19 protein-coding genes and 1 pseudogene are annotated in these 20,944 nt (G+C 68.1%); 4 read left to right on the top strand and 16 right to left on the bottom strand.

Going from position 1 to position 20,944, the window contains the following annotated elements; all coding sequences use genetic code 11:
* Positions 1-314: 314 nt before the first annotated feature.
* Complete coding sequence (locus NV348_RS24015; RefSeq protein ID WP_098086781.1) at positions 315-926, bottom strand: hypothetical protein; 612 nt, start codon at positions 924-926, stop codon at positions 315-317.
* A 479-nt stretch (positions 927-1,405) separates the two neighbouring features.
* On the opposite strand from NV348_RS24015, the gene NV348_RS24010 reads away from it, so the two are divergent.
* Complete coding sequence (locus NV348_RS24010) at positions 1,406-1,549, top strand: hypothetical protein (RefSeq protein ID WP_447148854.1); 144 nt, start codon at positions 1,406-1,408, stop codon at positions 1,547-1,549.
* A 71-nt stretch (positions 1,550-1,620) separates the two neighbouring features.
* Here the strand turns inward: NV348_RS24010 and NV348_RS24005 are convergent, their stop codons facing one another.
* The 12 genes from NV348_RS24005 to NV348_RS23950 form a co-directional block, all read right to left on the bottom strand.
* Positions 1,621-2,307: a hypothetical protein gene (locus NV348_RS24005; RefSeq protein ID WP_127516370.1), complete on the bottom strand. Its 687-nt coding sequence runs from the start codon at positions 2,305-2,307 to the stop codon at positions 1,621-1,623.
* Between the two features lie 351 nt (positions 2,308-2,658).
* Entirely contained in the window at positions 2,659-3,129 is a 471-nt protein-coding gene (locus NV348_RS24000) for a hypothetical protein (protein WP_098086779.1), read from the bottom strand.
* Positions 3,130-3,219: 90 nt separating this feature from the next.
* A complete protein-coding gene (locus tag NV348_RS23995) occupies positions 3,220-4,392 on the bottom strand; it encodes a hypothetical protein (protein WP_107646883.1) in 1,173 nt (390 codons plus the stop codon).
* Positions 4,393-4,711: 319 nt separating this feature from the next.
* Positions 4,712-5,059 (bottom strand): hypothetical protein, encoded by a 348-nt coding sequence (locus tag NV348_RS23990; RefSeq protein WP_127516368.1) that lies wholly within the window; start codon positions 5,057-5,059, stop codon positions 4,712-4,714.
* A 47-nt stretch (positions 5,060-5,106) separates the two neighbouring features.
* Positions 5,107-5,418 (bottom strand): hypothetical protein, encoded by a 312-nt coding sequence (locus NV348_RS23985; protein ID WP_098086776.1) that lies wholly within the window; start codon positions 5,416-5,418, stop codon positions 5,107-5,109.
* Positions 5,419-5,546: 128 nt separating this feature from the next.
* Complete coding sequence (locus NV348_RS23980; RefSeq protein ID WP_098087168.1) at positions 5,547-7,181, bottom strand: VWA domain-containing protein; 1,635 nt, start codon at positions 7,179-7,181, stop codon at positions 5,547-5,549.
* A gap of 224 nt (positions 7,182-7,405) precedes the next feature.
* A complete protein-coding gene (locus NV348_RS23975) occupies positions 7,406-8,599 on the bottom strand; it encodes an ATP-binding protein (RefSeq protein WP_098086775.1) in 1,194 nt (397 codons plus the stop codon).
* 723 nt (positions 8,600-9,322) lie between these two features.
* Complete coding sequence (locus NV348_RS23970) at positions 9,323-11,128, bottom strand: AfsR/SARP family transcriptional regulator (RefSeq protein WP_098086774.1); 1,806 nt, start codon at positions 11,126-11,128, stop codon at positions 9,323-9,325.
* A 13-nt stretch (positions 11,129-11,141) separates the two neighbouring features.
* Positions 11,142-11,882 (bottom strand): DUF8176 domain-containing protein, encoded by a 741-nt coding sequence (locus tag NV348_RS23965; protein WP_098086773.1) that lies wholly within the window; start codon positions 11,880-11,882, stop codon positions 11,142-11,144.
* Between the two features lie 114 nt (positions 11,883-11,996).
* Positions 11,997-13,139 (bottom strand): lipase family protein, encoded by a 1,143-nt coding sequence (locus tag NV348_RS23960; protein ID WP_098086772.1) that lies wholly within the window; start codon positions 13,137-13,139, stop codon positions 11,997-11,999.
* Positions 13,136-14,383, bottom strand: a complete 1,248-nt coding sequence (locus NV348_RS23955) for a cutinase family protein (protein ID WP_098086771.1) — start codon at positions 14,381-14,383, stop codon at positions 13,136-13,138. Before NV348_RS23955 ends, NV348_RS23960 begins: the two co-directional genes overlap by 4 nt.
* Complete coding sequence (locus NV348_RS23950) at positions 14,380-15,144, bottom strand: hypothetical protein (RefSeq protein ID WP_253805112.1); 765 nt, start codon at positions 15,142-15,144, stop codon at positions 14,380-14,382. Before NV348_RS23950 ends, NV348_RS23955 begins: the two co-directional genes overlap by 4 nt.
* 810 nt (positions 15,145-15,954) lie before the next feature.
* On the opposite strand from NV348_RS23950, the gene NV348_RS23945 reads away from it, so the two are divergent.
* The 3 genes from NV348_RS23945 (at position 15,955) to NV348_RS23935 (ending at position 17,756) form a co-directional block, all read left to right on the top strand.
* Positions 15,955-16,791, top strand: coding sequence for a helix-turn-helix domain-containing protein (locus tag NV348_RS23945; RefSeq protein WP_098086769.1), 837 nt, complete (start codon positions 15,955-15,957; stop codon positions 16,789-16,791).
* 70 nt (positions 16,792-16,861) lie between these two features.
* Entirely contained in the window at positions 16,862-16,984 is a 123-nt protein-coding gene (locus tag NV348_RS23940) for a hypothetical protein (protein WP_447148853.1), read from the top strand.
* A 1-nt stretch (position 16,985) separates the two neighbouring features.
* Positions 16,986-17,756, top strand: coding sequence for an MmyB family transcriptional regulator (locus tag NV348_RS23935; RefSeq protein ID WP_098086768.1), 771 nt, complete (start codon positions 16,986-16,988; stop codon positions 17,754-17,756).
* Positions 17,757-17,841: 85 nt separating this feature from the next.
* Here the strand turns inward: NV348_RS23935 and NV348_RS23930 are convergent, their stop codons facing one another.
* From NV348_RS23930 to NV348_RS36510, 3 genes and pseudogenes are all read right to left on the bottom strand, one after another.
* On the bottom strand, positions 17,842-18,732 hold the full coding sequence (locus NV348_RS23930; RefSeq protein ID WP_098086767.1) for a phosphotransferase family protein: 891 nt from the start codon (positions 18,730-18,732) through the stop codon (positions 17,842-17,844).
* Between the two features lie 286 nt (positions 18,733-19,018).
* Positions 19,019-19,818 (bottom strand): IS5 family transposase gene (locus NV348_RS23925; RefSeq protein ID WP_447145886.1). Its coding sequence is split into 2 segments (ribosomal slippage): positions 19,019-19,488 and positions 19,488-19,818, totalling 801 coding nucleotides; the frame shifts between segments, so codons are not numbered across the junction.
* An 89-nt stretch (positions 19,819-19,907) separates the two neighbouring features.
* Positions 19,908-20,843, bottom strand: a pseudogene (locus NV348_RS36510) (NsdA family TPR-like regulatory protein); the annotation flags it as partial.
* Positions 20,844-20,944: the final 101 nt, after the last annotated feature.

Raw genomic sequence — 20,944 nt, 5'->3', positions numbered from 1 at the left:
GGCCGGGGCACCAGTATCGCGGAAGCGCCACAACGGCAACACCTTCACCGCAAAGGTCGGCCTCGTCACCGGCGTCCTCCCCGTCGTGCCCGGTCATAGTTGCCGGGCACGCGGCGAGGGCTTCACGGGTGGACCTGATCCCCGGCTCGGAGGGGATGAGCCGGGGATCATGTCGAGGCTACGCCGACAGCAGGTGCACTGCCTGCCGAAGGACCCGACGAGGACTGCCAGGATCCCACTGGAATGTTCCGAGGCGGCCGGGTGAGCCCAGCGACATCAAGCACCGCTGCGGCCCTAGTCGACTTGATGGTTGGTCAGTCCGCCGATGGCTCAAGCCATTGAATAGTCCGGTTTTTGCGGGCAGCCAGGCTGCCCTGAACCTTGAGTAATTGCTGGCGCACGAATGCACGCCACCCGGACGGCGAGACGATCCAGACAATATGTGCACAGATTATGCCCGAGATCACCGTAGGCAACACAGCCTCGGCGATCACGGTCGCCGACCTAAGATATCCGACAAAATTGAAACTCGTCAGCGCAGAAACATTTACCAACAGGGCAAATATGACGAATGCACCGGTAACCAGTTTGGCCCTGAAGGATCCGAAGCTGAACACCGATATTGCAATTAGAAACACCACACACAGAAAGACGTAGGCACCGGCCATGTCTGACACGGTCTGGCTTCGTGACTCCTCAGAATCGAGAACGATTCTCGTGCCGGGCTTCTCGACCATTACCGACCACACCACAATGCCAATGATTGACGCGGAAGCCAAGCTGACTGCACCCTCGATGCATTTCGCGAACCTGTCAAGTTTCTTGTATGGCATTGCTCCGATCGTCTTCGCGATCCCCATTGAGCCGAGCTGCAACATCGTCAGTACCGCCAGGAACGGTACAAATTCACTCCAGTTCTCTTTCATCAGTTTCGGCCCCTTACTCCCCTGCGTGTAGTCACGGTGGGCATGTTAGAGAGATGGACTGACAACCTCGGACGGGCAGACAGCGGCCGGTGGCGGCGGACGCGGTCTGCCGAAGAACGGCCGCTTGTGGGGGTGGCCGGGCCGGAGGCGTGCGGCGATACTGGAGAGACGGGATGTCGACGTTGCCTTCGCCGGGCGTCGGCGGTGCGGTTCTCGGGTAAGGCACGCTCAGCGGTCGGTGTGCCTCGAAACGTGGCGAGACTATGACCAACGAACCGCCGCACCGTGCGAGTCGGCGCACCGTGCGGCGGCCTTCACGGCGACCGGAATCCGGCGGTAGACGTCGTGCACACCTCGACCCAGGCTAACGAGACCGCGAGAGCGCTCCTATGCCTGGGCTCGCCGCACACCCGCCGGTGACGGCTCCTTCCCAGGACACGGGCGCGAACAATCCCGTTCTCTTTCGGAAGGTGATCGTCGTGGGTAAAGACATGGACCGCGAGTCCGCGGATCGCATCAGCGCTGCGGCCGATCGCGATCCGGGCTCACCGACAGCGACGTCTGGTTTCGCCGACCGGGCCGACGCTGCCGCCACCCGCAACGAGGACGAGGAGGACGACTGATCGGACGGCCGATAGTGGCGAGCACTTTGCTCGCCACTTATCGGCCGCTGCGACGCAGGTCCACAGATCGACTACTCGGTCAAGGCAGCCTCGACGTCGCGAACGCTGTGATGCCCGAGCGCGATCTGGTGACGTCGCCTGAACTTCGGAGACACAGCGTCGACCTCCCGTTGTTCCCATCCGCGCTCGTCCGGGTCAGGCACCCACAAGCCCTCGGCTTCGAGGCACCTCTCCGACAACTCACGAGCCCGGTTCATGAAGTCCCACAGCGAGGGATGGCTTTCATTCAGCCAGCCACGCCCCTCGGGGTAGGGCCCGAGGCCCTTGGTTAGGAGGTGGTCGAGCTCGGCGCACAGCCCGCACGCGATGTCGTCCTCGCCCAGCGGCCTCGCACAGAATTGCAGGTAGAAGCCGATCCGTTCCAATAGCGGCTCCGAGATCAGGAAGGGCGGCGGACGGTGGGCGAGGTGTAGCAGCGCGAGCCTCGCGCATGTTGTCGCATCGACACGGCTCGGAACGCTGATGTCGGCCGGTCGCAATCTGCGCAATGGCTGAAGGCGAAGCCGCATCACATCGAAGTCGTACCCGTCACGAGGGTATTTGGCGAGGTCGCGGCGCTCGTGGTGGCGGTGCCAGTACTCGCCGTCATACTCCACGAGCAGGTCGTATTCGCCTCTCTCGCCCTGGATCGAGAACGCCATGTCCGGCTTCACCCACCCCGGTGGCCCGAGGACACCGGTGCCGAGCACGAGATTCAATGCTGCGAAGGTGTCCCTTTCCGAGACTGATGATCCAGGTTTCGGTGCCCGGTCCCACGGCCCGCGATATCGCCCACCAAACATGGCCCGACAGTAACGCCGAGCACTGACACTACGGCCGGGCACAACGGCGACAACCCACCACGAGCCACGGTGCACCGCCCCCGAACGGCGACACTCATGATCGTCGCCACCAGCAAAGTGCCCAACCGGGCACGTACTGCCCCAACCAGACCCAACAGGGCCATCGCCCGCAGCCAGGTAGCCGCTGTCCTGCACAGTGCACAGCAAACGGCCCGTGGTGCCGAGCGGAATGCTCGGCACCACGGGCCGTTTCAGCGGGTAGGCGGGTCAGGAGATGAGTGGCGGCACCGCGCGCAGGCCCGGCGCGGCCGGGCCCCTGTCGTTGCGGAACCGCCACGACGGCAACGCCCTGTACACGGTCACGGTCTGCTCGTCACCGTCACTGCCGCCGTCGCTGGTGTCCCCGCTTTCCTGTTCGGGCAGTTGGTCCAGGGTTGCCACGACCACCTCGCGAGCGGCGGTCTCGAGGTCGCCGTAGAGGGTGCCCGTCAACGGGCCGGACATGACACGCACCGCACCGCTGTGCGGGAAGAACTCACCGTCGGTGGTCACCTGCTCGTAGCGCAACGCGATCGGCACCCACGGCACCAGCGAGGCCAGCACGGGCATCTGCAGTTCCCGCACCGCCGTCTCGGCGATGGCGATCCACAGCTCGAGGCTGTCGGGGGCATGGCTGGAGTCGGCGTACACCCGGTACAGGGCCGCACCCAGGATGGCGGGGGTTGGGGTGGAGTACATAGTCGAGCACCTTTCTCAAAGGTTAGATTGAGCGGGCGGTGTCGGACTCCCCGGAGCTACCTTCTCCGGGGATTCCGGCATCGCCCAGTTTCAGGACGCGAGAGTGAATTTCTTAGGGGCCGTGCTGGTCTGGCGCGCGGTTCCGCCATCGGTCAACTTGACCAGGGCGTTGTGGACCGCGCCGCTGGACCGAGCCAGGGCTTTGCCGATCTGGTGTGGGGTGAACTCCTTTCCGGGGTTTTCGTGCAGGAAGTCCTCGACCTGCCCGCGCAGCGCACCGGCGGGCAGGCGTTCAGCGGTCGACTCCGCGTCCACCGCAGCACCGTTGTCGGCCGCCGCCGGGGGGTGCGGGGCCACGGTGGCGGTTTCGTCGCCCGTGGGGGCCGCTACGGCCGTCTCCGCCGTGGTGTCGGGCGTGGGGTCGGCCGGGGTTGCCTGTGCGGCGGGCGTGGCCGGTTCGGGCGCAACGGGTTCCGGGGTCGCCGGGTCGGCCGGTGCGGTGCCCGCAGGTTCGGTCGTGACGGGCTCGGGCGCAGCCGGGGTCTGGTCGGTTTTCGCTCCGGCGGTCCAGCGAACCGTCTTGGTTCGTGACTTGCCCGGGTCGGTGGCCGCCCACGCGGCCCCGGCGAGTTCCCACTCGGTCAGCAGATGCCGCACCGCACCGATGTCGATGCGTGCGGCTTTCGCCAACTCGGCGGAGGTACTGCCGGGATGGGTCTCCAGGGCCTCCCACAGCGCCCGTGCCTCGGCGCTGTGCAGCGTGGGCACTCCCGCCGCCGTCGTCGCGGTGGCGGATTCAGGTGCGGGCTCGGTGGTTTCGGGAGACGAGGCGACCGGTGCGGCCGTCTCGGATGAAACCGGCTCGGGCGTGGCGGGTTCGGCCGGGCCGGGGTCGGCGGGCGCGGCGGGGGCCGGTTCCGGTTCGGCAGGCGGGGCGGGGGCGGCCGGGTCCGGTTCGATGGCGGCGGGTGTGCCCGCACCCTGGGTCCAGGTCTTGGCGGCCCGGGGCGATTCGGGGTCGGTGTGGGATTGGGCGCACCCGGCGGTTTCCCACTGGGCCAGCAGCCGCCGCGCGGTCGACTGGCCGATCCCAGCCAGATCGGCCAGCGCGGCGGTGGTGCTGTCGGGGTGGGCGCGCAGCGCCGCCCACAATGCCCGGGTGCTGTCGCGGCGCGGCACTGGCACGGCACCGGCCCGCGACCCGTTTTCCGGGGCGGGTGTGGCCGTTGCGGTGGCCACGACGGTGTTCTTGGTTTTCGACATGGGGTTTCCTTCCAACAATGGGTTTGGTGAATTCGGTGATGTCCCCGGGTGGGGACGGAATGCGTTCCGATCGGGGCGATTTCCCCGGGTGGTCGGTGCCGTTCCGGTTTCCATGACCGCTCGATAGGGCGTGTGATGTCAAGCGGAATGTGGAAATTGGTTCCCGAAATGAATTCCTCTCTCCCGATTCCGTAATGGCCTCGGCGCGAATGGAATTCGACTCGCGTCCATTGGCTCACGGAGTGCGAGGCACCTCAGGCCGGCGGCCTCGCCGCGGGCCCGTTGGGGGGCGAGGCCGCGGACTCGACGTGCAAGCCGGTCACGGGTGCGCCAGCGACGAGTCGACCATCTCGGTACTGGGCTCGCCGGGGTCGTCCTCGGCGGAGTCGTTGCTCGCGGGTGCGGCTTGCTGGGTGTCGAGGTCCTCGCGCAGTCGTCGTCCGCCGCCGGTCAGCTCGTAGTCCACGTGGTGGTCGAGTTCCCAGCTCTCGGCGCACTCGATGCAGAGGGTGTAGCCGTGGTGGCAGCGGCTCGGGTTGCGTACCAGCAGGATCCGGCCGGGCGGGTCGTCGCCCTCGCGCAGCCTCACCACGACGTAGTCGTTGCCGCTGAGTTTGGCTCCCGGTTTGATGACGCCGTCCTCGTCGTGGGTGCGAGTGTCTTTCACGAGGTGCTCCTGTTCGCGGTTCGAGTTCGGTTGGGTCACTGGCGCGTTCATCGGGTGAGGCGCTCGTGGAGGGTGCCGGTGGTCCGGTCGAGCCATACGGTCGCGGCGTGCCCGTGGGAACCCTGGCGCAGCCTGTTGGCGGCCCCGGTGGCGTAGGCGGCGATGTCGTCGGGGTGCACGAGATGGATACGCGGAGCCGCGTAGCCGCCAGTGCCGCCGGTCACGTGCGCCACGGTGAACATGCCGCGCCCGTCATGCGGGCCGAGTCCGTAGATGACGAACTGGTCGCCGGTGACCGCGTTGGCGATCACGTAGATCGCGTCGAGCGCGGCGGTGGTGGGAATCGCGGGATCGGTCACGGTGTCTCCTGTGTGGTGCCGCCCCGGGGTGCGGGGCGGGTGGGTGGGTGATGGTTGGGCCGCGCCGGTGGGACCAGCGCGGCCCGGTCCGGGTCCCCGGGCGCGGTGTGCGCCCGGGGCCCGGAGGTTCAGGCGGCGCGTACGGCGGCGGTGATGGCGCGGGCGATCGCGGTGGCGGTGGTGGCCGGGTCGGTGACCACGTGCACGGTCGCCCCGTTCAGCGGAGTCGGGGCTCCGGGGCGGCCGGGGCGTCTGCCGGTGTTCGGGGCCAGCCACAGCACCGCGCACCCGGCCGCGCGTACGGCGTCGAGTCGGCGCTGGGCGGCCTCGCGTTCGTGGGGTCGGTAGATGCCGTCGGAGATGACGACCAGCAGCCGGGTCGCGCCGGGCCGTGACAAGCCGAGGGCCCCGTCGAGTGCGACCGTCGCGGCAGCGAGGGCGTGGTATTTGTCCGGGCAACCGAACTCGGCGACCCGGGCGGGGGCGGTGCCCGGGTAGGTGACCGGGGTGACCTTCGCGCCGAAGGTCACGGTCGCGGTGGTGGCGGGCATCGCGGCCAGCTCGGCGGCGCGGGCGATGATCCACGCGGCCGAGGACACCGGCGCGGCGAACGCGCGCATCGAAGAGGACACATCGCACGCGATGCCGACCTGCAGCGGCGGGTACGGGCTCGTTTTGCGGGCGGTGCGGGTGAACGGTTCGGCCGTCGGGATGGCACCGGCCGCGAGCTGAGCCTGCCGGGCCAACACACCACGCATCCGCACCCGCCCCGGCGGCACCACCGAGGTCGTTTTCACCTTTGCTCGTTCGCGGGCGGCGGCGGTGTCCAGCGCGCGGGCCAGCACCCGCGCGGCGGTCTGTTCCGTCGTCAGCGGGGTACGGGTGCGGGCCACGGTGCGCGAGCGGGCCGGTGCTGCACCGTCGCCGAACACGTGCTCGGCCATCAGCTGTGCGTGTTCGGCAGAGGCGGCGGCAGCCTGGCGCGCGGCGGCAGCGGACTCGGCCGGGTCGGCGGGTACCGGGTTCGCCGCGACCTCGCGGGCGATGGCGGCGGCGGTGGCCTCGATGGCCGCACCCAACAGTGAACTCGGTACCGGTGTGGCGTGCGGCTCGGGGCCCACGATGTCGAACCAGCGCCGCCCGAGTTCGAGCATGGCGGCGGTGTCGGCATCGGCCACGGTGTGCGCCTCACGCCAGATCGCGCGCAGTTCGGCGAGGGTGTCGGTGCCGAGGATGGACTTGAGCTCGCGCACCAGTGGCGCGCATTCGGACTCGGTCAGAACCCCGGCGTCGATGCGGCCGAGCACGAGGGCGGCGTTGTGGGCGGCGGCGTAGGTGGTGCGTGGGAGGTGCGCGGCGGCGCTCGCGCCGCCGTTGTCGCCGATCACGATCTCGGTGGCGCTGGCGCGCAACCAATGCCGGTCATCGGGGCGGCGGCGAATCTGGGCGGCCTCGATACGCGATTCCTCGAGCAAATCCGCCGCCTTCACCACCTCCGGGTGCGCCAGCAACGGGGCCCGCCACACCGAGTGTTTGGCGTGCGCGCACTCGTGCACCAACGCACCCCACACCGCCGGGTAGTTGTTGCGGTCACTGTTGCGGGCCGGGCGCGCGGCGGCCGGGTCGATCTTGAGTCGGGACCCGTCGAGTTCGATCGCGCGCAGTGCGGGCACGAACACCGCCGGGTGCCCGAACGCGGCACCGGGGGCGATGCTCACCGTGAGGTCGTCACGGTCGGCGATCGGCGGAACCTCGGCGGTCATGGCGGCCGACAGGGTGGCCCATCCGCCGGTGACCGACACAGACGTCGGGGCGGGGGTGGCAGGCGTGGCGGCGGGGGCCGCCCCGCCCCGGCGGGGGCCGGGGCGGAAGCGGTGCCGGTGCCCGGGGTGGCGGGCGCGGCGGGGCTAGCGGGGGCGGGAGCGGTGATCACGTGGCCGGTCATGGCGGGCAATACCTTTCGTGTGCTCAGGTGTGGGCGGCGCGGTTAGAGGCGGGGGCCGAGGGCGAGCGGGGTGTGGGTGGTGCCGCACACGGTTTTCATCACGGCGGCCACCACGTCGCGGTCCTCTTCCGGGGCGGCCCCGAGGAGGTTGGCCATCGCGGTGTCGGGGTCGGTGGCGGCGGCGATCTTGCGGAACGCCAGCAGCTCGCGCAGTTGCGGGGCCCACCCGACCTCGCCCTTTGCCTGCCGGGCGGCCAGCTCGCGCGCCACTTTCACCGCGCGCCGTTCCACCCCGAGCTGGGCGGCGAGGTCGAGGTCGCTGACTACTCGCACCTGGAACGCGAACCGGGAACTCAGCGCGTCGGAAAGGATGGCTCCGTGCACGCCGGGGTTGTGGCCTGCCACCACGAAGAAACCGGGCTCGGCTTTGACCACCTCGCCGGTTGCTTTGACCACCAGCTCTTTTCGGCCGTCCATCGCGGGATACACCGCCGCGAGCACGGTCGGCGAGATCAGGGTCGCGTCGTCGATGAACAGGACCCGGCCCTCTTTCATCGCGCGGACGAGGGGCCCGTCCACGAACACGAATCGGCCGTCGGGGGTTTGGGTGTACTCGCCCACGAAATCGGCGACCGTGGTGTCCCCGTCGCCCTGCACCGTGAGCAGGTCCCCGTAGGCGGCCTCGATGAGCGAGGTCTTGCCGGTACCGGGCGGCCCGTACAGCAGCACCGGCACCTCGGCCGCGCGCATGGTCTGCAACACCTCCACATCGGCGCGTCCGGCGAGCTTGCGCAGGTGGTAGTCCTGCCCGTTCGGTCGGGCCACCGTGTTACCCGTGCGGGCCGGGGCCGCCGGGGCGGCGGGCGCGGCCGGGACCGGGGTGGCGGTCTTCTTGGTGCGGCGGGCCGGTTTCGGCTTGCTGGGGGCCGGGGTGGCAGGCGCGGCCGGGGCCGGGGTAGTAGCGGCCGGGGCGGCGGCGGTGGCCGTGGTGGCGGTGGCACGGTAGCGGCGGGGCGCGGCCGAGGTGCGTTCGGCGTGCCCGGCGGCCGTCAACGCCTCGAGGGCGTTGCCGACCGCGCCCGAGGACCGGTTCAGCCCGGCGGCGATTTCGCGGGGCGACTGTTCGCGGACGGGGTCGGCGGCCAGCGCGGCGGCGACCATGCGGCGCAGTTCGCCGTTGGGCAGGCGACCGGCGGCCGGTGCAGTGGTGGCGGCGGGGGCGGGTGTGGTGGGCATTGCGACTCCTGCAATTCCGTTCCGAATTCGCGCCGGTTTTCGGCATGCGTGCGGCGTGGCCGCCATTCGGATTTCTGCGAATTTCCCGGCGAATTCCGGGAACGTGGTCGACGCTAGCTCGACCTCGAACAGCCTCACAACCCCAAAAATGCCTCAATTTTCCGGAATTTTTCCGGACAACCGCGAGTCCGACTAGGCAATCCCCGAACGCGGCACACACACGCACTCGCCAGCCCACCCGCAACTCGAACAACAAAAGCCAGGAAGAATAAAAGACAATGAGGAATAGAACGAGAAAGGAGATGCATGGAACGGGAGGCAGACAGATAACGACACACAGGAGGACACAGGGAGCGGACCGCGAGACACCGCCCGAGCATGTCTATACAGCTTTGTGTATAGACAATCCACGCTGGTATCCGCGCGGATAAACCGCCCATCACCTGCGGGTATGCGGCGGCGGGGAGGGTTGGCTTGATTCCCCCACGGATCAGCACACCGAACCTGGCCATCGAATACTCCACGGATCGATATCCATCGAGCCACCCAGGCGGTCAACAATTCCAGAATTGAACAGAAGGAAATCGTCAACCATAAAAACGCCGACGATTTCCGCATTTTGAACGCTATTAGTATTGCGGTTGTCGGCGCGATATTCGCCAGCAGAACTCGCACCTATAGGATAAACGATAATTGGCGATCAGAGAAATTCCCGATGGTTCGTTATTGTTTCTCGGCATGGCGGAGTCGGTCGAGTAGTTCTCGTGTCTCGCGGCTCGGGGTCTGGCCGATTTCGGCGAGTTTTCTGGTCAGGAGGGTGTAGGTGCGGGTGAGTGCGGCGTTTTCGCCGAGGCGGGCGTGTAGGCGCAGGAGGTCCCGCCAGACCGATTCGTTGTAGGGGTCGTTCTCGACGGTTGTCTCGAGCATTCCCAGGGTGGCGCGGGGGTCGTTGTCGGTGTTGCGGGTGGCCAGCCAGCTCAAGGCGTTGAGCGAGGTGCGCCGGGCCGATTCGCGCAGGGCTTCGACCCAGGTGTCGGTGAGATCGCTGGCCAGCTCGCTGGTGGCCAGGGCCGCGATCTGTCGGGCGGCGTCGGCCTGGTCGACGTCGCTGCGTGCGCGGCGGCGCGCGGCCACTGCTGTGTTGAAATCCCAGTAGTCGACGCCGACCAGCTGGGGTGAGAGCCGGAATTGGAGGCGGTCGTCGGCGAGGATGTCGGTGATCTGCCCGCCGGTGGCGGTGGTGATCGCGGCGCGAAGGCGGCTCAGGGTGTTCGCGAGTGCGCTGCCGCCCTTGTCGCGGGAGCGTGTGCTCCACAGCAGCTCGATCAGCTGCTGGCGCGAGAGCCCGTCTGGGTGCAGGGCCAGGACGGCGACGAGTTCGCGGATGCGGGGCTGCAACTGCACGGTGATCTCGACGCTCTCCCCGGTATCGGGATCACGCCAGAAGATCCGTGTCGGCCCGAAAACCCGCACCGTCAACGCTGGCTCATCTCCTGCGGGTTCCGAAACTGGTGTGATGTCGGCGCCTTCGGCCTCGGCCCCCGGGCCGATGCTGGACTCGGGTGCCGCGGCGAGGTCGTCCTCGCGGGTGTGGCCGGCATCCTCGGCCTCGGCCGCGAGTACCGGGGCAGTCGCTGGTAGCGGTGGGAGCAGCTCGGTGTTGTCGGGCTCGGTCGCACGGGTGCGCGAGGCGGGCATCGGTGCGGCGTCGATGCTGTAGATCCTCGGCCCGTCCTCGTCGCGGTGTCTCGGGCGGGACTGTCTGACAGCTCGGGTGGTGTGCGGGTGGGCGAGGAGGTCGTGGCGGCCGTCATCGCGGAGCTGGATGTCGACGGCGGTGGTGATGGAACGGGCCGGGGTGATCAGGTGCCGTCGTGCCCGGCGGCCGGTCAGCACCGCTCGGGCACCGGCGCGTGAGGCGGGCAGGGCGCCCACGACCGGGAACCCGATCGCGGCGACATAGGCGGTGCTGCCGCCGATGACCACGATCCCGCGCAGGCGGCGTCGACGGGTGAGGTCGAGGATGCGCTGGGCGGCGTCGTGCGGGTCGATGTGGTCGGCGCGCACGACGAACAGGCTGCCGTCGGCGGCGGCGATGACCGGATGCGGGGGCGAGTCCGGCTCGGGGACACCGCAATCGGCGAACACCGTGGCCCCGAATCCCTGCCAGCTCGCGTGGGGCCCGGTGAGCAGTTCAGCGGCCGGGATCGGGCGAGCAGGGTCGTGGCTTGGCGGCGCGGCCAGTAACGCCTCCCCGCCGGGCAGGTACTGCACATGCTGGGCGAGCGAGTTCGCGCTGACGGGCTGGCCGGTGACGGTGCGCCGGGCCAGGCTCGCCAACCCGAGATGCGGGTCCAGATCGAGCAGGTCGGCGAGTTGACCGCCTGCGGGGTCGGCTTCCACGATGAGGGCGGGCTCGGGGCCGGGCCACGCGTGTGCCAGCGCGACGGTAGTCGTGGTGGTTCCGGCGCGCGGGCTCAGTCCGGCCACAGCGATCAGATACGGCGCCTGCGAGCCCGGCCTCATCATCGGTATCCGCCTCTTATCCTTGCTTTTGGAAGTTGGAGATCACCAGCGCACCACCGGGTTCGGCGGGGCGGGTGTTGATCAGCTGGAGGTAGTCGGTTCGTGTCCGGTCCGGATGCAGTTCCACGATGTGCACCGTGGCGGCGGTCGCTGCGATCGGGGTGATCGCGACACAGTGGCGGGTGCCGGGCGGGATGGTGGCGATGCCCGCGGCGAGTCCCTCGACGGTGATCCCGGTCTCGGGTGCGAGCAACAGCATCGCTTTCGCGGCGTCTCGGTCGATGTAGTAGGCGGCCTCGAAGGAAGCAATCAGCCCTTCCAGGGTGGCGCGATCACCGGCGCGGTCGGTGACCACGGTGCCCGTGAGCCCGGTGCACGGGCCCTGCGCAGTGGTGGTCGAGCTGGGTGGGGCTGCGGTAGTGACCGTCGCCTGATGGCCGGTATCGCCGCCCTCGTCGGCGGAGACCACCAGCACAGCGGCCAGGACGGCGACCAGGGCCGCCAGGGCGGCCCACGCCCCGCCCGGCAGCCGGTGCCCGATGCCGCCCCACCCGCCGGAAAACCCACCGCCCTCGGCAGCGGTGGGAGTATGTCGAAGCGGGTAGGCCCAGCACTCGCCCGAGGGCGGCTCTGGCTCGTCGACGGACGGATCGGAGCCGGTACCCGTCACCAGGCGCAGGCCGGGGGACGCGGGGAGGTCGACCCAGGTCTCGTCGTCGCTGTCGTCGTCATCTGGGTTACGCGGGTACCTCGCCATTCATCTCGCCTCGCCTCACATCGGGGGTTCTCCGGGGCCCGCCCGCACCCTGGGGTGGGGGAAGTGGGGGTGCCAGGGTGTGGGCGGGTTCCCCCGGAGGGGTTCAGGGGCGGCTCACGCGCCTCGCCTGGCCTCGGCCTCGCCCTGCGCGGGGATCGGCTGGGGCACAGGGCCGGTGGCGATGTCCTCGGTGAGCCGGGCCAGGACATCGGAGATCGCCCAGTGCGCGGTGGAACGGTGGTCGCCGTCGTACTCGCGCCAGTCCACGTTCGTGCCACGTTGCCGGTAGGCGATCATGGCGCGCCGCCCTGAGCGCACCGGCACCACCAGATCCAGCTCACCGTGGTAAAGGTGCAGCGGCACAGCCGTTTTCACATGGGCCAAAGATTCCAGGGCGAGGACGCGTCGCCACCAGTGGTCATTCCACGGATCGGGTTCGCGGCACCAGTGGGCCAGCGGCTCGGGGAACCGTTGCAAGAGTTCGACGACGGTGAGGTGGCGGGCCTCGGCGGCGGCGACGAGCCCGGCTTCGTTGAGGACGTGCCGTAATGGGAGTTGGTTGTAGGCGTGGGACAACCCGATCAGCCCGGCGAACGCCAGGCCCGCGAGTCCGGTGCGGGTGTTGCGGCCGACCAACGGGGCCAGGACCGCCAGGTCGGAGAAGACCGCCCCAGCGGCGACACCACGCAGGTCGACCTCCGGGGCATACCAGGGCTGCAGCTCCGCCGCGACGGCCGCGATCCGGCCGCCGTCGGCATATCCCCACGCAACCACTGGTGCGACCGGTAGGTCCAGGTCCGAGGCACGGTAGACCGCACGAGCCAGATCGAGCACGGGTTTGGCACCGGCCGCACGGGCCGCGAGGAAGGTGTGCGGGCCCGTCCCCGCACCGAGTCCTTGCCCGTCGGGGACGGCGACGACCCAGCCTCGCGCGAGTGCGGCGTCGATGCCGGCGAGGTCGTACTCGGTACCGGTGGCCAGCAGTTGCGAGGGCGCGCAGTGGCCGCCCAGTCCGCGAAACGGCGGGCAGTAGAGCAGGATCGCGCCGGTTCCCGGTTTCGGCTTGGCCTCGGGGATCAAGATGATCGCCGAGGCCGCGATCGGCTGCGAGCGGGAATCGCTCGAGACGTAGACCAGTTGCCAGGCCCCGGCCGCACCCGCCAGCTGCGGGACGAACACCGGTCGCAGGCGCACGATGTCGCCTGGGCGGACGCCTTCGGGCAGGACGGGGGTGGTGTAGAAGTCACTGATGGTCATTGGTTGGCTCCGGCGAGGTCGTGGGCAGCGGCGGTCAGCCACGCGGCCCCGCTGGCGATGTGCCCGGATGCGACGTAGCCGGTGTGGCGGGCGGGAATGTCGGTGTAGCGCAACCACACCGCAGGATCGATCAGGTCGGCGTTGTCCGCGACGAGCTGGCCCCAGGCGGCCGACAATCCGGCCGCGAGCGGCGGCAACGTGGTCAGCGGGTTGGCGGCGACAGTGGCGGAGATTTCGGCCCACCGCGCGTTCGCAGCGGCGATCTCAGCTGGGCCCGGTGCAGGGGTGCGGGAGTCGGCGGCATCGGTGAGCCGCTGCGCCAGACTCGCCGCGGGCACGTACGCGATTGTGCCTGGTCCGATCTGGAAGTCGTCGAGCACCACCGTGGTCCAGGCGTCACCGAGGGCACTCGACAGCAGGGTTTGGATCGAGGCGACGGCGGCGATCGGGTCGCGCAGGTCGGCCTGGGCGGCGAGCTGGGCCGCGACGCGCAGCATGGCGGCTCGGTCGGGTGCCGAGCAGCTGAGGTCGCCCTCGACGCAAATGTCGGCGACCCTGCCGGTGAGCGCACCGTAGTCGACCCCGGCGCTGGTAGCGATCCCGCCACCGGAGGCGACAGCGCTGGTCAGGTTGATCCGGGACACCGCTGCCCCGCTAGTGCCGGGGACTGGGTCCGGGGTCGTCTGCCCGGGGCGGCCCGTAATGACCGGGGAGCCCGGCGCGCGGTCGGGATCGGAGTACAGGATCACCGCGGCGACTCGCGCAGGCGCCACTGGGCCTTCCCCGGCCCCGACCATCTGCGCGAACCCCGAAACAATCTGCGCGCCTTGGGAATATCCGACTACCGCTTGTGAGGTTGCTGGGCACGTCGCGGCGACATCCTCGGATGCGGACAGCAGCGCGTTCAGGCCCGCATTGGCCGAGGCCGAGTACGGATCGGTGCCGCCACCGGTGCCAGGCGCTCCCCCGAAGGAGGCCGGATAGGCAATGTAGGTGCGTTGCACCAGGTTCGGGTCGTCGGCGGCGACGGGGCCGAGCAGGTGGCCGAGCATGCCGGAGTCAGCGGTCGCCGACGCGCCTGGGGAGGACTCGCTGGTGCCCTGGACTCCGAGGATCCACAACGCCGGGCAGCTCTGGCCGGCGACCTCGGGCTGCGCCGTCGCCGGACCCACGCAGGACAAGCAGAGGGCACCGGCGAGAACGGTGGTGGTGACGACGGTGGTGGGCAGGCGTAGACCGATCATGGTTGTCCGACTCCCACCCCGGCGCCGAACCCAGCACCGACCGTGCCACCGACCAATGCACCTATCGCGGCGGCAGGAACACCCGCGACGGCTGCCCCGGCTGCTGCCCCGGCCGCCGCGCCCAACGCGGTACCGGCGACACCGGAGGTGACGGTGCCGATCACCGGGATCGCGATCACGGTGCCGATCGCGGCTCCGGCGATCCCGCCGATCGTGCCTCCCGCGAGACCACCCACGACAGCACCGACCGCTGCCGCCGGTGCACCGGTGAGCGCGCCGCCGATCGCGCCACCCGCTCCGGCTCCGGCGACGGTGGCACCGGCGACGCGGTCCGAGCGCCCGGCGGGCAGCCCAACCGAGTCGAGGAACGTCGCGGCCTGGGCTTCAAGGTCAGCGCTGACGGTGTTGATCGTGTCGCCGACCTCCGGCGGCAACCACTCCGGATCGGGGAACACCGCCGTCCCGATCCGGATCGTGTCCGGGGGCGGTTCGATCGGCGCGACCGGCTCCACCGGCTCCGGCGAGTGCAGCTCCATCAGATACACCGGCGGGGCGGGCGCAGACGAGGGCTCCGGGCGCGGTTCGGGCCCGTTGCGGATCTCGGGTGGCTGTTCGACATACACCGGCGGTTCCGGTTCGACCGGGGCCGGAGGCGGTGCGGGAGCGGTCGTTCCGGGCTGGGCCGGGGCGGTGACACCGGGCTGATCCGCGACCGGGGCCAACGGCGCCATCGCACTCGCGGGCTGGACCGCCAACACCATCAGCACAGGCACCACACCCGCAGCGACCGCACGGCCACCCCACAGCATCCAGCCCTCATGGCCTCGGCGAATGCACCGGCCTCCGGCACCGTAGAGCGGCCCGACGGACACGACCGCTGACGATGTAGCACCGTTTTTGGACATGACAAATGACTCCTTTCAGATAAAGGAAGGAATGAAGGAATGAAGCAGAGAAGTAATAGGAAGTTTTGAGGCGAATGAAGTTGCCGGTCCCCGCCGGGAGATTCCCGGCTCCCGGCGGGGACCGCAGCCGAGAGGCTTAGCTGATCATCTTTTGAGTAGTCAAAAAATGATCAGCCTAGATCAGAAGAACGGCAGCACCTGCGTGGCGATTGCCAGCACGTTCGAGACCAGTGACGCACCGGCGCTGAGAACCGACAGGATGGTGTAGAGGTCCATGACTTCCCTTTCCGAGGAGGAGCGATTGCCTCACCATCACAACCCCGAAAACCACTGGTGCGCCACCCTTTTGACGGGGACAAAAATCGGTACCATTTTCTGTACCACCACGCACACACACGGTGGCCTGCGCCGATCAGCGAAACAGGGACAAAAAGTGTCACCAAAGAAATTTTCCGGCGGGTGTCCCGCATCGGGGAAAGGGTGCCCAGAACGCTCCGCGCGCCCCGCGCGGAGGTCCGTAGCTAATTGTCAGCCAGGTCACAGTGAATGATCGGTGGCCGGGCTGTTCCCTTTCTGGTAGAAGTTAATCAACTCGGGGGAGTTAACTCTTCAGCCTATCGCGTGGTGGAGGGGCGACGGAAGACTCAAATAGGAGGGGCTTGACACATGAACCGGCGGACCGGCTCGACCCGGCGACCGCGGCGAGGCAAGGCCCGCCGCACCACATCCGAGCTACCCGACCTGCGCCGATGGATCCGACAAGTCCGCGAGGCGCGGGGCCTGACCCGGGCCGAGGCCGCCGGCCGACTCCAGGTCAGCGAGGACCTGATCAAGAAGATCGAACGCGGAGAGCGTTCGGCCTCGCCGACAGTGCTCGAGCAGTTCATCACCGGGCTCGGCATGAACGAGTCCCAGGCCCGCTACACCCGCGAACTCGCCGGGCCGCCGCTACCGTTGCCCTCGATCGAGGAGCTACGAGCCCGCCCCGTCGCCTGCGAGCACCGCACGACGTTGCGTCGTCTCGATGAACGAGGTTTGGTCGGTGCGTATCTCGACCCTTTGTGGAACGTGGTCTACGCCAGCGAGCGCTTCCGCAGCACGCTGCCCGAGCTCGCCGACTACGACGACAACCTCAGCCAGTGGTTCTTCCACCCCAGCACCACCACACCCACCGCCGAGCCTCTCCTCGTGCACTGGGACGCCGCCGCTACCTACATGGTCGCGTCTCTGCGCGCGAAGTTCGGCATCTACCGGCACAGTCCCCGCGCACGAACGCTGCACGAGAAGCTCAGCGCGGCAACCACTTTCCGGCAGAGATGGGCCGACAGCATCGAGGTCGCCTACGGCCACAAAACCGTGCAGCCGCTGCAGGTACGTGATCCCGACACCGGCGAGCAACGCACCATCCGCATCCACCTCGGCGTCGGAGCAGAAGGCCCTCCCGACCTGAGGTTCTGCTTCGTCTACCCCGACCCGTACGAGCAGCCCAGCAGCGACACCTGACCCCTCCATCGCACTACGACCACTCCCCCGGAAGCCCCGGGCGGAGACATCCCAACGAAGGAGCCCGACCATGACCAGCAACCCCCAGCACACCCGCCATCTCGGAACAGATCCACACCGACAGCCACCGGCACCGTGTGCTGCGCTCGCCGTCGCCATCGTCCTGATCCCGCCGCAGAAGCGAGACCACTGACATGTCCCTCGTGCTATCCGGGATGCCCGACTTCCACGACACGCTGGAATTCCTGCGCCACAAGCGCCAGCTATCCCGCGAATCCACCGCCAACAAAGCAGGATTCGGCATCTCCCGCCTCAACCAGATCATTCAGACCCGCACCAAGCCTGGACCCAAGGTGCAGAAGGGTCTGTTCGCCTTCTTCGACGACCTCACCCCCGACCAACAGCGACACCTGCAAGATCTGCTGCACCCCGCCGCCGAGCTACCACCGATCAACGGCCTGCGCCGGTACCTCACCAACGACGGCGTCCACCACCACCTCGACTACCTCGACCGATGCGAGGTCATGGGCGCCTACCTCGACCCACTCCAGAACGTCCTGCACTGCAACAAGGTCTTCTACCGGATCATGCCCGGCCTCGCTGACGCCGACCACAACATCGTGCGGTGGATGTTCTCGCCCACCGCCCGCGACCTCATCGAGGACTGGCACGAACACCTGCCCTACAACATCCGCAACCTGCGCGCCGCGCTTGGCCGTTACCGCGATTCACCCCGAGCACAAGCACTGTTCCGGACGCTGCGCGACAACCCCGGGTTCCGGCAAGCATGGGACGCCACACCCTTGCAGGTCAGCTACAACTGGCATCGCGCGATCCCACTCCGTCTCCATCCACCTGGCGACGCGCACCCGATCCAGCTGAACCTCGAAATCGACCAGTACGGAGCATGTTTCGAGATCCTGTCCGTCCACGGCCTCTACAACACACGCGCCATCGCCTGCTGAAACGCACCGCGCCGACAACCCCCGTGCAACCGCGGTGAGTCCCATCGGCGCGACGCACAGCCAGGGAGGCAGCGGCACGGGCAATTCAGAGTGCGGCCCAACGCCAGGGCCGTGCGATCTCTCCGCGGAGGCACGCCAGCCGGTGCCGTACCTGGTTTGCTGCGCTCTCGCTGCTCGAGGACTGCGACAGGGCGAAGACAACCCACCGCAGCTCTTGAATGTCGGCAAGCAGCCGGAAGGCCGGGTCGGTAGTGACGTCAGCACCATACGCATCCACGAACGATCGGTAGTCGCCTTCTGACAAGCGGTCGAAGTCGGTGCGGTCAGCAGCTACCTGAATGAGGTCCCATGCGGGGCGGCCCAACGAAACACGGTCCAAATCAACAACTATCGGGACACCGTCGAGCGGAACAACGACGTTGCCCTGCCAGGCATCGCCATGAATCACTTTGCGCTGCATCGGCTCGCCGAGAGCCAGATACCTGCTGGACAAAGTGTCGAGGTGTTCCAGAAGCCATGCACGGTCGTTCTTCCCGAGCTCATCTGCGGACGTGATGACTCCACGCAGGCCGGCGAGTGGCTGGTGCTCCGGAAGCGTAAATGTCGTCGGTGGCGCGAGTGCGTGCAGTCGGCGAAGCACGGTTGCGAGTTCAGTCGTGCTCGCCGCGCGATGGTCCGGAATACGCTCCCACCAGGTCACCGGACGATCGTTCACCACCGAAATCGGATTCGCCACGTCAGCGACTCGAACCGTGGGCAAGCCAGATGCGTTCAGCCACTGGGAGATACGCAACTCCCGCAAAGCCGAGTCCGCCGACCCCACCTTGCCGACCCGACCAACGAGGTCGTCGACCACGAAGATGCTGTTCGACCCGGCCCGTACGAGTTCCGCGTGCGTCGGATCGACGCCGCTTCTAGCCGCCGCCTGCTTGAAAATGGCCCGCGCGTCCCGCTCGGCAGCTTCGGATCTGTTCATTTCGCTCGCCTACGTGGTGCTGTGGCGGCGATCATCGCTCGCAACTCGCCGACGTCAGTGATGCGACGGTGAGTACTTGCCACAGCCGCCAGCCCACGAAGTTCGGTTGCGATGCGCGCCGACCTCAGCGTCCGACTGTGCTCTACCGCTTCGCATCCGAGCGCCGCCGCCTCGCGCGGGTCTCCGAGCTTCATCGTCAGCGCAGCCAGTCGGATCTCTGAGAAGGTGCGCGACCTCAGGTAGTCGGAGCCGTGCATGTCGATGGCGTAGCGAAGCCTAGGAGCCCCTATCGGGTTCGGTTGCTGAGTCGTCGCCAACAGATCAGTGCCGCACCAAGATTGAGGAATCCGTAGTGAATGTCGGTCCGACGTTCCCATCGGACGGCCAGGCGCCGGTACTGGTGGAGCAGGGCGAAGGTCTGCTCCACGATCCACCGACCGGCGGTGACCTTGTCACGGGTTCCGCGGCGAGGAATGTAGCCGGTGATCCCGCGTTTCCGCAGCTCGGCGTACACGCTGGGGTAGTCGTAGCCCTTGTCGCCGATGAGGGTCTTGATCCGGCGCCGTGGTGACCCCGGCCGTCCGCGGAGGGGTCGAACCTGGTCGAGCACGGGCGCGAGCATCAGGTGGTCGTTGAGGTTGGCCGCGGAGAGCTCGACGACGAGCGGGAACCCGTTTCCGCAGGTCAACAGGTGGTGTTTGGAGCCGGTCTTGGCACGGTCTACCGGGCTCGGCCCGGTCGCTGCGCCCCCCTTTTGGCCCGCACGTGCGAGCCGTCGATCATGACCCGGTCGAAGTCGATCAACCCGGCAGTGTTGCTGCGGTCGAGGGCCGCTTGGTGCATCGCCTCGAACACCCCGGCGGCCTGCCAGTCCCGCAACCTGCGCCAACACGTCATCCCGGACCCGAACCCCAGTTCCTGGGGCAGGTCTTCCCACCCGATCCCGGTGAACAGCACGAACAAGATTCCCTGGAACACCAGCCTCGGATCGTGCTGGGCCGGGCCCGGTGTTCCCGCCGGTTTCGCTGGTAGTAGCGGTTCGATAACCGCCCACAACTCGTCCTCCACGATCCACGGTGCTGCCACAGCGAAACATCGTGCACCACAAGGTGTCTCACCGCTACCGAGCCGAACCTGTTAGGAGCTCTAGGTGCGGCGACGTCGATCGAGTCCAGCGCCTCGGCTGCGAGCGCAAGTGCTTTCCCTGTGCTTCCGAGATGTTCGGCAGTGTCGTAGAAGCACATCCACGGTGGGTCGCTGTCGGGGGTCCGAGCTGCGAAGAGCTCGTCCGCGCGGGCAACCTCACCTACCACCTCACCGCTACGGCCCAAGGCCGCAAAGTACTGTGCGCGCATGGCACTCAGCATCGCCCGAACGGTGAAGGCCAAGCGGTCGGATCGGACCTGTGCGAGTTCAATCAGGGAGAGTGCGCTGTCAGGGTCACCAACGAACGCGGACCGCCGCGCCATATCAGCGAGCGCACTCGCCCGCAGGTCCCATGATCCAGCCGAATCTGCACACCATAAGGCAAATTGGAAACAGCGGTCGGCATTAAGGAACTCACCCGCGTCGAACGCGGTATAGCCTACGACGCTGCTCAGGTTACCGACCGCCTCAAATAGGGAACGGCGCAGCTTAGCGCTCACCGAGCTGTGCACCCACGGCGCGAACTTCGTCAGCTCGCGGCTCGCGATGACAATTGCTGATGAACCCCCGCCGTGAAGGTTCTCCGTCTCTGCGGCGGTCTGTGTAGCGGCGCGGATCGCATTGATCTCGCTACTGCCAACTCGAGCGGGTCGCGAGCTTTCGGCATCAGAGAAAGTCACCATTGCCGTCGGATCAGCTGACGGGCCAAACGGGCTGAACAGGTTCACCGCAAGCGTGCCGTCGGGTTGCCCCTCATCTGGCTGGCGACGGCGGGAGGCGACAAACCCGAGTTCAGCGTCCGACGCCCCGAGGATGTCATTCATCGCGCGGCGGTAGTCAGCGTTCGGCCAACGCACAACTCCTCGTTCATATCTCGCGATTGCATGCGCATCCAAGTCGCGCCGTATGCCAGTTGTTTGCCATACGTGCTCATTGATCGCGTCAGCCAGTTCAGCCCGCGTCATCGTCTGTCCTGGCACAAACCGTGACGGCGTGCCTTCCCTGCGTTGTTGCAACTGAGTGTTCGGGGGCACGGCACCTCCGCGTGGAGTACGGGGACGCCATT

This window comes from Nocardia fodinahabitans (genome assembly GCF_052983615.1).
This window is presented reverse-complemented; position numbering and strand designations above follow the sequence as displayed.